Source organism: Pseudomonas plecoglossicida NBRC 103162 = DSM 15088 (assembly GCF_000730665.1).
Classification (GTDB): domain Bacteria; phylum Pseudomonadota; class Gammaproteobacteria; order Pseudomonadales; family Pseudomonadaceae; genus Aquipseudomonas; species Aquipseudomonas plecoglossicida.
Genome location: NZ_BBIV01000025.1, coordinates 25452 through 38725 on the forward strand (window position 1 = coordinate 25452; position 13274 = coordinate 38725).

The following is a 13274-nucleotide window of genomic DNA, read 5'->3' on the forward strand; positions in this document are numbered from 1 at the left end:
TCGCGCCCCCGCCGATCAGAAGGTGCTGACGAAGACCACCTGGGTGTACAGGTTGTTGTTGTCGTTGCCCAGTTGCGTGCCGCCTTGTTCGAAGCTGCGATCGGGTTGATACAGGCCCACCAGCGGCACCACCATCAAGTGGTCGTTGATCGTCCATTCGGCATACAGGTCCAGCTCGCGGCCGTCCGCGTTGCCCAGGCTGCGGTCGATGGTGTCGAACTTGAACCACAGGGCGCCGAGGTTCAGCGACGGGGTCGGGCTGACCGTCAGGCCGACCTTCTGGATCCGCGCATTGCTGTTGAACGGGCTGGCATAGTTGCCGGCCACTTCGCCCTGGAACCAGGTGCCCAGGCCGCGGCCGAGCCCGTAGAACAGGGTGTCGTACTGCTCCGAGAAGCGGCTGTAGCGGTAGCTGATGTTCGGCTGCCACGGCAGGTCGGCGAAGGTCCAGCCGGCTTCCAGGTACCAGGCATCCTCGGTGCTGGTGTGGGGTTTGTCCTGGGTGGCGTACTCGCCAGACAGGAACAGGTTCTCCACCCCGGCATTGCCCTGGCCGCGCAGGCTGTAGGTCTTCATGCCGTCACGTTCCAGCTGCTGCGGCGAAGCAAACTCTTCGTCGACATGGGTGGTGCCGATGTAGGTCAGGCCGACGGTGCCGGGCTCTGCCACGTGTTCCAGGGTAGCCACGTGCATTTCGGTCTTGGCCTGGGCGCGGTTGTCCGATTGCAGCCACATCAGGTCGCCGCGCCAGCCCTGGCTGCCGCCCAGGCGCAGCACGGCGGTCTTGTCGAAGCTCTTGCGCGCCGCCAGATAGTAGGCGCCGCCACGGTTGAACTCGCCGTCGGCCAGGCCCTTGCCGACGTTGAGCGAGTCGCCCTGGATCAGGAAGCCGTCACCCACTGCCACCATCTGCTTGCCGAAGGACAGGTCGATGCCGTCCTCGCCCAGCATGGGCACCAGGTTGCCGGACTTCCAGCCGAGGTAGGCGTCCTCGATCTTGGTGGTGCGTTCGCTGCCGTCGCTGAAGCCTGCTGCGTCGCCATCGCCCCAGGTGCCGGAGCTGAGCAGGGCGAAGGCGCCGTACGTCGAGCCGGCGTCGCCCAGGCGCTGGTCGCCGCTCAGGCCGTACTTGATGTAGCCCTCGCGCCACGACGTGGAGCCTTCCTGGTCACGGGCGATGGCGTAGCTTTCCTCACTGTGGAACGCACCGAACACGGCCTCGATATTGGCGTTGAGGTGACGCTCGGCGTCGCCGTAGAGCTCCAGGGCGGACGCCTGCAGCGAGACCCCGGCGAGCACGGCGGCCAGGGTGAGACGGAACGGGCGGTGCAGCATGGTCTGGCTTCCTTTGTTATGGGTTTGGCAGAAGTTCCGAAGACATGCCACGGATCATGCAGGAAGCCCCGACGCAGGTTTTTGCCCTGGCTGCCAGTTGCCTTTGGCAGCGTGCCAAAACGCCAAAGGCCCCGTTGCGGGGCCTTTGGCGGACAAGTACAGGGTTACTTGAGGCTGGCGAGGAAGCAGGTCACGGCCTGGCGTTCGACGGCGTCGTGCAAGCCGGCGTAAGGCATGTAGGTACCCGGCACGGCGGCCTGCGGCTGCTCGATGAAGGCGCTGATGCCCTGGGCGGTCCAGGCGGCCTGGCGCGACTTCATGGCCTGCGAATAGTTGGCGCCCGCCACGGTCCCTGGGGTACGGCCCAGCACATCGTGCAGGTTCGGGCCCATCATGGTCGGGCCGTTCTTCTGCGAGGAGTGGCACGCCGCGCAGTCACGGGCGAATACCTGTTCGCCTTGCTGGGCCTGCGGGGCGGCGCATTCTTCGGCCAGCGCCAGGGGGCTGGCCAGGGTGGCGAGCAGGAAAGGGATGGCGAATTTGCTGGGGATGAAGGTCGACATCAGTACGGTTCCAGGGTTGTTTCTTGTTGGTTTATGGCTGGATTGTGCGCCAGCCTGGCGCGTTGGGTTTTGCTGTGCCTGCCAGGCCGTTTGCCGGGGGTGCCAGGTGGTCACGAAAGCCTGAGTCGAACCTTGTGGTGTGGGAGCCGGCTTGCCGGCGATGAGGCCAGAGCAGGCTGTTCGGGCCCTGTCGCCGGCAAGCCGGCTCCCACATCGGTTTCGCACCAGTCTTCAAGACCATGGGCAAGACAATTGCTCCCACAGAAGCCTGACAGGCGACCACTCAGTTGGCGTGGCGCTTGCGGTATTCCCCAGGCGTCATGCCGAAACGGGCCTTGAATGCGGTGCTGAAATAGCTCGAATCGGAGAAGCCCCAGGCATAGCCGAGCGACGAGACTTTCTGGTCCATGGCCGGGTTGCGCAGGCTTTCGGCGCAGAAGTCGAGGCGGCGGTTACGGATGTACTGGGCGATCACCAGCTCGTGCTTGGCAAAGATGCGGTACAGGCTGCGCATGGAAATCCCCACTTCGCCGGCGATGAACTCGGGGCTCAGGCCTTCGCAGGTGATGTTCTGGTCGATCAGCGCCAGGGCCTTGCGGAACATGCGCTCATGGCTGCCGGGCACGCTGTCGTGGCAGATGGCCGGGCGCAGCAGGGCGATCAGTGCGTCCAGCACCGCCAGGCTTTCATTGTTGGCCATGTGCTGGGTCCGTCCGGCTTCGAGCATCATCTGCCGCGCCATGCTGGCCAGCGGCATCTTCGCCTCGATGCGCTTGGCGCAGGTCACGCCGACGCCGCGGGTGCCGCTTTGCACCTGGGCCCGCGGCAAAATCAGCGACAGTTGCCGGGAGCGCTCATGAAAGTGCATGTCCAGCGGGGCGCTGGCATCGATCAGGGTCAGGTCGCCGGCCTGCAGCTCGATGCATGCCTGCTGGTGCTCGATGCGCGAAGTCCCGGCCAGTTGCAGCACCGCATAGTAGTTGTCGGCACCACTGGCACGGATTTCCCGCGGGCCGCGAAACAGGTTCACTTGGGTCATGTCGACGATGCTCATGGAAATCTGGCCTACCTGGCATTTTTCCAGTTGGCCGACGAAGCCTGGGTCGAGCTTGCGACCGTTGAAATGGCCACAGGCTTCATTGACCTGGTTGAGCCAGGCCTGGAAGTGGTCGTCGGTAACACGGCTTGCAGGGGTCATGGATGCCTCGCACGGTATGACGTGGAACGGCTCGCTTGGGCGAGCTCTTGGAATTTGGGTTATGCATTACTATTCACTTGAAAATTCAAGCAAAAATCGGGCCTGAATGAAGGCTTCGTTGCCTTGGATTAGACGCAAGTCATTGAAAGCAAAGAAGTTAAAGCAATGACAGGAATGTGCGTAGGAAGCAGCAGGGGATGGAAAATGCAGCGACACTGCCCGCAGTTGTAGCATTTTGAAACGTTAGTGTTTCCCTTGAGGGCAGGGCGTGGCCCATTTGCCGCGCCATGCTGGCTTCATCGCTTTTCCAGGACGTACCCGACGCCTCTGAGCGTGTGGATGAGCCTGGAGTCGAATGGGTCGTCTATCTTCGCGCGCAGCCTGCGAATCGAGACCTCGACGACGTTGGTGTCGCAGTCGAAGTTCATGTCCCAGACCTGGGAGATGATCTGCGTGCGGCTCAGCACCACACCAGCATGGCGCATCAGGTAATGCAGCAGGGCGAATTCGCCCTTGTCGTCGGTGCGCATGTAGACCTGGTTGGCGTTCGAGTAGTCGGCGTCAGAACCCCTGGCATAGCGGGTCATGAACGACAGGCCGGGGATGCCATAGTGCGTCATGTTCAAGTCGTAACGCAGCATCCACGAGCGTTCGTTCGGCGAGTTGAAGTCGCTGTACTGGATCGAGTTGTCGAGGAAGATCGAGTCCGACTGACGCAGGTAGTCGAAATCGTCGTCGCCGTTGTTGCGCTGGTGCGACAGCGCCAGGGTGTGCGCCCCGTACTGCACGCCCAGCTTGGCACTCCAGATGTCGTTGTCGAACTCGCCCAGGCGCTGCTTGCCCTCATCGACGGCCTTGTAGAGGTTGAAGCCTCATCAGCACGTTCAACTCCGGCTTCACGCCATGAGCCAGCCGGTCTCCAGCAACCTCGACGACAACTTCGAGACCTTCTGTGCCGGGCCGGTCAACTCGCCCTGGATCGGTTACGGCGGCGGTGATTACCAGGTCAACGGCAACTTCACCGTGAGCCTGTACGCCAGCCAGCTGAAAGACGTCTGGAATCAGTACTACGCGGGCACCAGCGTTGCCTATCCGCTGAGTGACGACCTGGCGCTGATCGGCCCGCGTGGGTCGATATGGCTGTTCAGTTGCCCCAGCCACTTCAACGGTTTCTAACGAAATTGTAATTTTCGCGCCACCGCGCTGATAGCTACCGCTGATTAGAGTGCCAGCACCTTTTCCAGTGGGGCTTGGCAGTGGTTGCGACGTTCTCGCCAAGCTTGATCGAAGTTTGCGCACGAGGACCGTGAAAGTGCCCGGGTATCACCGCAATGTCTTTTCAAAAAGCGCTACCTGGAAGATCGCCGCACTGTGTGCGGCCATCTGCGGGTTGATGACGCCGGCAGCATTTGCCCAAGGCATCAGCTTGCCCCAGGCGCTGTCGACGGCAATGGCTGGCAACCCCGACCTGGCGGCTGCCAGGCAGGAGATCGGTATCGCACAAGGTGCGCGCACGCAGGCTGGGGTCATTCCCAACCCCGAAATTTCCTATGAGATGGAAGACACCGACCGCGACAACAGCACCACCACCGTGACACTCAGCCAGCCCCTGGAGCTTGGCGGCAAACGCGGCGCCCGTATCGAGGTCGCCACCTTCGGCCAGTCCGTGGCGCAGCTGGAGCTTGACCGGCGCGTGAACGCCCTGCGTGCCGATGTCGTGCAGGCGTACTACGCAGCCCTGCGCGCCCAGACTGGCCTGGACCTGGCCAGGCAGTCCCTCGAGTTGACCGAGCGCGGCCTGCGCATTGTCGAGGTGCGCGTGCGTGCGGGTAAATCCTCCCCGGTGGAGGTCACCCGTGCCCAGGTGCAGCTGGCCGAAGCTCAGCTGCAGGTGCGCCGTGGCGAAACCGAGAAAACCACCGCCTACCAGCACCTGGCCCAGGTCACGGGAAGCCCGGTCACCGTGTTCGACCGCCTGGATTCACCGAGCCTGTCCCCCGGCAAGCCGCCAGGGACTGACGCGCTGCTGTCCAGGCTCGAGCAGACCGCAGAGATGCGCCAGGCGGTGGCACAGATCGACCAGAGCGATGCCGCGCTGGGCTCGGAGAAAGCCCAACGTATCCCCAACCTCACGGTGAGTGTGGGTAGCCAATATGACCGCTCCGTGCGCGAGCGGGTCAATGTCGTGGGTCTGTCCATGCCCCTGCCGCTGTTCGACCGTAACCAGGGCAACATCCTGTCCGCTTCGCGCCGTGCCGATCAGGCACGCGACCTGCGCAACGCGGTGGAACTGCGGCTGCGCAGCGAAACCCAGACCGCGCTGAACCAGTGGTCCACCGCCATGCAGGAGGTCGAGTCCTACGACAAGACCATCCTGCCGTCGGCCCAGCGGGCGGTGGACACCGCGACCCGCGGATTCGAGATGGGCAAGTTCGGCTTCATCGAGGTACTCGATGCCCAGCGCACCTTGATCGTCGCGCGGGGCCAGTACCTCGAGTCGCTGGCAGCGGCAACCGACGCGCGTGCGCAGGTGGAGCGGGTCTACGGCGACCTGGGTATGGCTGGCGACGTGCGCTGAAACGGCCCAGACACTTTCTTCGGCACGCGGCGCTGAACAGGCCGCTGTCAACGATTAGCAGGAGTAGCAATGGATAACAAACGCAGGATCGCCCTGGCGGTAGCCGCAGTGGCTGCCCTCGGCTTCGGTAGCCTCGCCTGGAACGCCGGTTCGGAGCAGGCAACCGGTCATGCCGAACACGGTGCAGACGATGACCACGGGCACGACAAGCCAGCCGCATCAACCAGCAGGGGGGAGGGTGAGGAGGGCCATGGTGAGGAAGGCCATGCAGAAGAAGGCCATGGCGAGGAGGGCAAGCTGACCCTCAGCGCCGAACAGATCAAGGCCGCTGGTGTCGTGCTGGAAACGGCAGCCGCGCGCGAGCTTGGCACTGTCGTGACCTTCCCTGGCGAGATCCGCTTCGACGAGGACCGAACCGCCCACGTGGTCCCTCGGGTCCCCGGCGTCGTCGAAAGCGTTCATGCCAACCTCGGCGAGGCGGTGAAGAAGGGGCAGATCCTTGCTGTGATCGCCAGCCAGCAGATCTCCGACCTGCGCAGCGAGCAACAGGCCGCCCAGCGGCGCGTGGAGCTGGCGCGGGTGACCTTCGCGCGTGAGAAGCAGCTGTGGCAGGACAAGATCTCTGCCGAGCAGGACTACCTCCAGGCGCGCCAGGCGCTGCAGGAGGCCGAGATCGCCCTGGCCAACGCCCGGCAGAAGGTCGGCGCGATCGGGGCGTCGGTCAACGCTGCCGGCGGTAACCGCTACGAGCTGCGCGCGCCCTTCGACGCGGTGATCGTGGAAAAGCACCTGACCGTCGGCGAGGTGGTCAGCGAGGCGACCAACGCGTTCATTCTGTCCGACCTCAACCAGGTGTGGGCGACCTTCGCGGTGCCACCGGCCGACCTGGGCAAGGTGGTGACCGGCCGCGCGGTGAAGGTGTCGTCCCCCGACATGAATGCCGAGGTCGACGGCAAGGTCGGCTACGTCGGCAGCCTGCTCGGTGAGCAGAACCGCGCGGCGACCGTCCGCGTCACCCTGACCAACCCCAATGGCGCCTGGCGCCCGGGCTTGTTCGTGAACATAGCGGTCACCTCGCGCAGCGATCAGGTTGCCGTGGCCGTCCCCGAGTCCGCTGTGCAGACCGTCGAGGAGCAACCTTCGGTGTTCGTGCGCACTGCCGAGGGCTTCGATACCCGACCGGTAAGGCTCGGCCGCCGTGACGGTGGCTATGTGGAGGTGACCGATGGCGTGAAATCCGGTGACCGGGTGGCAGCCAGTGGCAGCTTCACGCTCAAGTCCGAGCTGGGCAAGGCCACGGCCGAGCACAGTCACTGATGCGCACCGACAGGATGATTTGCCATGTTTGAACGTCTCATCAGATTCGCCATCGAGCAGCGCATCGTGGTCATGATCGCCGTACTGATCATGGCCGGCGTCGGCATCTACAGCTACCAGAAGCTGCCGATCGATGCGGTACCCGATATCACCAACGTGCAGGTCCAGATCAACGCGGCCGCCCCGGGCTATACGCCGCTGGAAACCGAGCAGCGGATCACCTTCGCGGTCGAAACGGCCATGGCCGGCCTGCCGGGCCTCAAGCAGACCCGTTCGCTGTCTCGCTCCGGCCTGTCGCAGGTCACCGTGATCTTCGAGGACGGCACCGACATCTTCTTTGCCCGCCAGCTGGTCAACGAGCGGCTGCAGGTTGCCAAGGCGCAGCTGCCAGAGGGCGTGGAGGCGGTCATGGGGCCCATCTCCACCGGGCTTGGCGAGATCTTCCTGTGGACGGTCGAGGCTGAAGACGGCGCAGTCAAGGAAGACGGCACGCCCTACACCCCCACCGACCTGCGGGTGATCCAGGACTGGATCATCAAGCCGCAGTTGCGCAACGTCCCCGGTGTGGCCGAGATCAACACCATCGGTGGCTATGCCAAGCAGTACCACATCGCGCCGGACCCCAAGCGCCTGGCGACCTACAAGCTGACCCTCAACGACCTGGTCGCGGCCCTGGAAAGCAACAATGCCAACGTCGGTGCCGGCTACGTGGAGCGCAGTGGCGAACAGTTGCTGATCCGTGCGCCTGGCCAGCTGGGCAGTGTCGAGGACATCGCCAACATCGTGATCACCAGCGTCGCTGGCGCGCCGATACGCATCAGCCATGTCGCCGAAGTCAGCATCGGCAAAGAGCTGCGTTCCGGCGCCGCTACCGAGAATGGCCGTGAGGTGGTGCTGGGGACCGTGTTCATGCTGATCGGCGAGAACAGCCGGAGCGTGTCCCAGGCGGTCGCCGCCAAGCTTGCAGAAATCAACCGCACGCTGCCCAAGGGGGTGGTCGCGATCACGGTCTACGACCGGACCAATCTGGTCGAGAAAGCCATTGCGACGGTCAAGAAGAACCTCATCGAAGGGGCGATCCTGGTCATCGCCATCCTGTTCCTGTTCCTGGGCAACATCCGTGCGGCGCTGATCACCGCGATGGTGATCCCGCTGTCCATGCTGTTCACCTTCACCGGCATGTTCCACAACAAGGTCAGTGCCAACCTGATGAGCCTGGGGGCGCTGGACTTCGGCATCATCGTCGACGGCGCCGTGGTGATCGTGGAGAACGCGATCCGCCGCCTGGCCCAGGCGCAGCACAAGCACGGGCGCATGCTCACCAGGGCCGAGCGCTTCCATGAGGTCTTCGCCGCGGCGCGTGAAGCGCGTCGGCCACTGATCTTTGGCCAGTTGATCATCATGGCGGTGTACCTGCCGATCTTCGCCCTCACCGGGGTCGAGGGCAAGATGTTCCACCCCATGGCCTTCACCGTAGTGATGGCGCTGCTGGGCGCGATGATCCTCTCCGTCACCTTCGTCCCGGCGGCGATCGCCATGTTCGTCACCGGCAAGGTCAAGGAAGAAGAAGGCGTGCTCATGCGCCATGCGCGCCTGCGCTACCAGCCTGTGCTGCAATGGGTGCTGGAACACCGCAACCTCGCATTCTCGGCGGCGGTCACCGTGGTGGTGCTCAGCGGTGTGCTCGCCAGCCGCATGGGCAGCGAGTTCATTCCGAGCCTGAGCGAGGGCGACTTCGCCCTGCAGGCCCTGCGGGTACCCGGTACCAGCCTGACCCAGTCGCTGGACATGCAGCAGCGCCTGGAAAAGGCGGTGATGGAAAAGGTGCCGGAGGTCGAGCGCGTGTTCGCCCGTACCGGTACTGCGGAAATCGCCTCCGACCCGATGCCACCGAACATTTCCGACGCTTACGTCATGCTCAAGCCCAAGGCGCAGTGGCCGGACCCGGACAGATCGCGTGAGGAACTGATCGAAGAGGTGCAGAAGGCCGCCGCCAGTGTGCCTGGCAGCAACTACGAGTTGTCCCAGCCGATCCAGCTGCGCTTCAACGAACTGATTTCCGGTGTGCGCAGTGACGTCGCGGTGAAGGTCTACGGCGACGACATGGACGTGCTGAACCGAACGGCCGCGAAGATCGCCACGGCGTTGCAGGGTGTCCAGGGGGCGTCCGAGGTGAAGGTCGAGCAGACCACCGGTCTGCCCGTGCTGACCATCAACATCGACCGTGAAAAAGCCGCGCGCTACGGCCTGAACATTGGCGCCGTACAAGATGCCGTGGCGATCGCGGTGGGGGGCCGTCAGGCCGGCACGCTGTATGAAGGCGACCGTCGCTTCGACCTGGTGGTGCGCCTGTCCGAGGCCCTGCGTACCGACGTCGCCGGGCTGTCGGGCCTGTTGATTCCGGTGCCCGCGAACCCGGCGCTCGGGGCCGAGCAGATCGGCTTCATTTCCTTGTCCCAGGTGGCCAGCCTGGACCTGGAACTGGGGCCCAACCAGATCAGCCGCGAGAACGGCAAGCGCGTGGTGGTGGTCAGCGCCAACGTGCGCGGCCGTGACCTGGGTTCGTTCGTCGACGAGGCGAGCGAGGCGCTGGCGTCCCGCGTGCAGATTCCTGCCGGTTACTGGACCACCTGGGGTGGCCAGTTCGAGCAACTGCAATCGGCGGCCAAACGCCTGCAGATCGTCGTGCCGGTGGCCTTGCTGCTGGTCATGACCCTGCTGTTCCTGATGTTCAACAACTTGAAGGACGGCATGCTGGTCTTCACCGGAATTCCGTTCGCGCTCACCGGTGGCGTCGTGGCGCTGTGGCTTCGCGACATCCCGCTGTCGATCTCGGCAGGCGTCGGCTTCATTGCGCTGTCCGGGGTGGCGGTACTCAACGGCCTGGTGATGATTTCCTTCATCCGTGGGCTGCGCGAGGAAGGGCGCACCCTCAGGCAGGCGGTGGACGAAGGTGCACTGGCCCGACTGCGCCCGGTGCTGATGACCGCCCTGGTGGCTTCCCTGGGCTTCATTCCGATGGCCCTGGCGACCGGTACCGGCGCGGAAGTCCAACGACCGCTGGCGACCGTGGTGATTGGCGGGATCCTGTCTTCCACCGCGCTGACCTTGCTGGTGCTGCCTGCCCTGTATCACTGGGCACACCGCAGGGACGACGATGGCGATGAAGCACTGAACGGATAGTCGATCGTCGAAGGGCCTGTGGCGTGGTCCAAGCCACAGGCCTCGGAATTGGCAATGGCGGAGCAGGGCGTCTCGATCAAGGTGATTGAGGTCAAACGTGTTTTGTTCAGTGGGCGAGCGCAAAGGCTGTGATAATGGAGGGCAATCACAAGGGCCGTGCCATGCTGACCATCTCCAACAACGTGCATCTGCTAGATGCCGACATCGAACTGACGTACATCCGCGCGCAAGGCGCGGGTGGGCAGAATGTCAACAAGGTGTCCAGTGCCGTGCACCTGCGCTTCGACATTCGGGCCTCGTCGCTGCCCGCGTTCTACAAGGAGCGGCTGCTGGCGCTGCGTGACAGTCGCATCACCGGCGACGGCGTGTTGATCATCAAGGCCCAGCAATACCGCACCCAGGAGCAGAACCGAACTGACGCACTGGCGCGTCTTGCCGAGTTGATCATCGCTGCCGGCAAGACCGAGAAGAAACGCCGTCCCACCAAGCCGACCCTCGGCTCGAAGACCCGCCGCCTTGAAGGAAAAGCCAGGCGCAGCACGGTCAAGGCGGGGCGGGGCAAGGTGGATTTCTAGACCCAATGAGCAAGGTTTGATTGATCTGCAAGCCTGGTGCATCAACAACGAATAGTGAAGGGGCTGAAGCGAAGAAAGCCAGGCAATGCCTGGCTTTCTTGTCGTGGAAGTTGCTTCATGTGAAGTCCTTGTGGCGCCGATCAGTTATCGGCTTGCTCCTGATCGCCCTTACGTACTTTCTGCTGTTCCTGGGCAACTTGCTGCTTGTTCTGATCGAACGAATCGTCGCTCCACAAACGCGCCTGTTCCGCCCGGAAGTTTTCATTGAATTGAACCGCGCGCTCATGACCGCCTTCGGCAAAGGCGCTACCCATGAGTGCAAACAGCACACTGCCAATCGCGAAAGATTTCAAATAGTTCATATCGAACCTCGGTGTCTACCAGGCCTGCCAAGTGCGCGGCCTTTGTTGTCTGGTAGTTTAGGAACGTGAAGCTAACGAGAAGGTGAGGCGATCATTACAATCCTGCAACTTTCGCCATTGGCAGGATGACTGCCCCAACTTCCTGGAGGCAGTCCATCTATCCTGTGGGAGCCGGCTTGCCGGCGATGGGCTGCCACGCAGCCCTAGGTATGCGGCACCCCTTTGGGCACCCCGGCATACTGCGGCTTCAGATGCCCCTGATCATCCAGCAGGTACGCGTCCATCACTTCCCGCACCACCGGCCCAGCGACCCGGCCACCGGCCTCGCCGTTCTCGATCATCACCGCCACCACAACGCTGGGGTGATCGGCCGGGGCGAAGCCGACGAACAGGGCGTTGTCGCGGTGCCGTTCGAGGGTCTTGTCGCGGTTGTAGCGCTCGCCCTGCTTGATCGCCACCACCTGCGCCGTGCCGCTCTTGCCGGCGATGCGGTACTGGGCGCCGGCGGCAGCGGCGCGGGCGATGCCGCGCGGGTCGTGCATGACCATCTGCATGCCCTGGTTGACCTGGTCCCAGGCATGGCGGTCATGCAGCACGATGTCGGGCATCGGGTTGGGGTCGACCGGGGTCTCGTTGCCCACCGTCATGGCCAGGTGCGGGCGGTGCCACGCGCCCTTGCTGGCCAGCAGGCTGGTGGCCTGGGCCAGCTGCAGTGGGGTGACCTGCATGTAGCCCTGGCCGATGCCGAGGATCAGCGTCTCGCCGGGGAACCAGGCCTGACGCCGGGTGGCCCGCTTCCATTGGGCCGAAGGCATCAGCCCTGCGGCCTCTTCGTTCATGTCCAGCGAGACCTTTTGCCCCAGGCCGAACTCGGCCATGTAGTCGTGCAGGCGGTCGATGCCCAGCTTGTGCGCCAGGTCGTAGAAGTAGGTGTCGTTGGACCGCATGATGGCGGTGTACATGTCCACCCAGCCATCGCCGCTGTGGTTCCAGTTGCGGTACTTGTGGTCGTAGTTGGGCAACTCGTAGTAGCCCGGGTCGAACACCCGGCTGCCGGGGGTGATCACGCCGCTGTCGAGGCCGGCGATGGCCACTTCCGGCTTGACCGTCGAGCCCGGCGCATACAGGCCGCGCAGCACCCGGTTGAACAGCGGCCGGTCGATCGAATCGCGCAGGGCGGCGTACTGCTTGAAGCTGATGCCCTTGACGAACAGGTTGGGGTCGAAGCTGGGGTTGCTGACCATCGCCAGCACATCGCCGTTGGCAGGGTCCAGCACCACCACCGCGCCACGGCGCTCGCCCAGGGCCTTCTCGGCGGCCACCTGCAGGTGCGCATCGAGGCTGAGGACGATGTCCTTGCCGGGAATCGGGTCTTGGTGGTTGAGCACGCGCATCACCCGGCCCTGGGCGTTGGTCTCGACTTCTTCGTAACCGACATGGCCGTGCAGCTGGCTTTCGTAGAAGTGCTCGATGCCGGTCTTGCCGATCGACTGGGTGCCCCGGTACTCGGTGCTGTCGAGGGTCTTGGCTTCCTTTTCGTTGATGCGCCCGACATAGCCGACCGAGTGGGCGAAGTGCTCGGCCAGGGGGTACTCGCGGATGAACTGCGGTTCCACCTCCAGGCCTGGCAGGCGGAACTGGTTGACCGCTACCAGGGCGATCTGCTCTTCGCTCAGGCCGACCATCAGGGTCACCGGCTCGAATGGCTTGCGGCCGCGACGCAGGTCCTTGTCGAACTGCTTGCGCTCATCCTCGCCAAGGCCCAGTACTGCTGCCAGGGTATCGAGCACCTTGGCCGAGTCGCCGGCGCGCTCGCGGGTCATGGTCAGGTCGAAGCTGGGTTTGTTGTCGGCCAGCACCACGCCGTTGCGGTCGTAGATCAGCCCACGCTCAGGGGCGATGGGCAGCACGTGCACGCGGTTGTTTTCCGATACCGCAGTCTGCTGGTCGTGCTGCAGCACCTGCAGCACGTAGAGCCGGCCAACGAGGACGGCGACCAGGCCGAAGACCAGGGCAGCGCAGGCCATCAGCCGGCGGTTGACCAGGTGCTTTTCCTTTTCGTGGTCCTTGAGGGGGATCGGTTGGGGCATGGGCGATGGTGGGTCGACTGAACGCGAAACCTGTGGGAGCTGGCTTGCCAGCGATTACGCCAGGCCAGCCAAC

Annotated in this window: 9 protein-coding genes and 3 pseudogenes; 5 read left to right on the forward strand and 7 right to left on the reverse strand. The window is 64.0% G+C overall.

Translation table 11 applies throughout. The features are described 5' to 3' along the window. Positions 1-15: 15 nt before the first annotated feature. From PPL01S_RS15730 to PPL01S_RS25725, 5 genes and pseudogenes are all read right to left on the reverse strand, one after another. Positions 16-1335 carry an alginate export family protein gene (locus tag PPL01S_RS15730; protein WP_028624934.1) on the reverse strand — a complete coding sequence of 440 codons (1320 nt, stop codon included), beginning with the start codon at positions 1333-1335 and terminating at the stop codon, positions 16-18. A 164-nt stretch (positions 1336-1499) separates the two neighbouring features. Further along, positions 1500-1898, reverse strand: a complete 399-nt coding sequence (locus tag PPL01S_RS15735; protein ID WP_016393719.1) for a c-type cytochrome — start codon at positions 1896-1898, stop codon at positions 1500-1502. A 283-nt stretch (positions 1899-2181) separates the two neighbouring features. Continuing rightward, the gene (feaR, locus tag PPL01S_RS15740; RefSeq protein ID WP_016393720.1) at positions 2182-3096 is read right to left on the reverse strand and encodes a transcriptional regulator FeaR; all 915 of its coding nucleotides are present in this window, start codon (positions 3094-3096) and stop codon (positions 2182-2184) included. Positions 3097-3392: 296 nt separating this feature from the next. Beyond that, positions 3393-3605: pseudogene (locus PPL01S_RS25720) on the reverse strand (winged helix-turn-helix domain-containing protein); the annotation flags it as partial. After that, a pseudogene (locus PPL01S_RS25725) lies at positions 3606-3968 on the reverse strand (OprD family outer membrane porin); the annotation flags it as partial. Between the two features lie 19 nt (positions 3969-3987). Here PPL01S_RS25725 and PPL01S_RS15750 point away from each other — a divergent pair. The 5 genes and pseudogenes from PPL01S_RS15750 to arfB all read left to right on the forward strand — a co-directional run. Beyond that, positions 3988-4218: pseudogene (locus tag PPL01S_RS15750) on the forward strand (OprD family outer membrane porin); the annotation flags it as partial. Between the two features lie 190 nt (positions 4219-4408). Beyond that, positions 4409-5674 carry a TolC family protein gene (locus PPL01S_RS15755; protein ID WP_028624932.1) on the forward strand — a complete coding sequence of 422 codons (1266 nt, stop codon included), beginning with the start codon at positions 4409-4411 and terminating at the stop codon, positions 5672-5674. 69 nt (positions 5675-5743) lie between these two features. After that, positions 5744-6991 (forward strand): efflux RND transporter periplasmic adaptor subunit, encoded by a 1248-nt coding sequence (locus PPL01S_RS15760; protein WP_016393724.1) that lies wholly within the window; start codon positions 5744-5746, stop codon positions 6989-6991. Between the two features lie 24 nt (positions 6992-7015). Beyond that, positions 7016-10174: a CusA/CzcA family heavy metal efflux RND transporter gene (locus tag PPL01S_RS15765; RefSeq protein ID WP_028624931.1), complete on the forward strand. Its 3159-nt coding sequence runs from the start codon at positions 7016-7018 to the stop codon at positions 10172-10174. A gap of 161 nt (positions 10175-10335) precedes the next feature. Then, positions 10336-10749: an alternative ribosome rescue aminoacyl-tRNA hydrolase ArfB gene (arfB, locus tag PPL01S_RS15770; protein ID WP_028624930.1), complete on the forward strand. Its 414-nt coding sequence runs from the start codon at positions 10336-10338 to the stop codon at positions 10747-10749. A gap of 140 nt (positions 10750-10889) precedes the next feature. On the opposite strand, the gene PPL01S_RS15775 is transcribed toward arfB, so the two are convergent. Both PPL01S_RS15775 and mrdA read right to left on the reverse strand, forming a co-directional pair. Further along, positions 10890-11111 carry a hypothetical protein gene (locus PPL01S_RS15775; RefSeq protein ID WP_016393727.1) on the reverse strand — a complete coding sequence of 74 codons (222 nt, stop codon included), beginning with the start codon at positions 11109-11111 and terminating at the stop codon, positions 10890-10892. A gap of 203 nt (positions 11112-11314) precedes the next feature. Beyond that, positions 11315-13201 (reverse strand): penicillin-binding protein 2, encoded by a 1887-nt coding sequence (mrdA, locus tag PPL01S_RS15780; protein WP_028624929.1) that lies wholly within the window; start codon positions 13199-13201, stop codon positions 11315-11317. Positions 13202-13274: the final 73 nt, after the last annotated feature.

Bases quoted from the DNA above. Each gene is read 5' to 3' on its own strand.
- PPL01S_RS15730 (WP_028624934.1), bottom strand. From the start codon at position 1,335: ATGCTGCACCGCCCGTTCCGTCTCACCCTGGCCGCCGTGCTCGCCGGG.
- PPL01S_RS15735 (WP_016393719.1), bottom strand. From the start codon at position 1,898: ATGTCGACCTTCATCCCCAGCAAATTCGCCATCCCTTTCCTGCTCGCC.
- feaR (WP_016393720.1), bottom strand. From the start codon at position 3,096: ATGACCCCTGCAAGCCGTGTTACCGACGACCACTTCCAGGCCTGGCTC.
- PPL01S_RS15760 (WP_016393724.1), top strand. From the start codon at position 5,744: ATGGATAACAAACGCAGGATCGCCCTGGCGGTAGCCGCAGTGGCTGCC.
- PPL01S_RS15765 (WP_028624931.1), top strand. From the start codon at position 7,016: ATGTTTGAACGTCTCATCAGATTCGCCATCGAGCAGCGCATCGTGGTC.
- arfB (WP_028624930.1), top strand. From the start codon at position 10,336: ATGCTGACCATCTCCAACAACGTGCATCTGCTAGATGCCGACATCGAA.
- PPL01S_RS15775 (WP_016393727.1), bottom strand. From the start codon at position 11,111: ATGAACTATTTGAAATCTTTCGCGATTGGCAGTGTGCTGTTTGCACTC.
- mrdA (WP_028624929.1), bottom strand. From the start codon at position 13,201: ATGCCCCAACCGATCCCCCTCAAGGACCACGAAAAGGAAAAGCACCTG.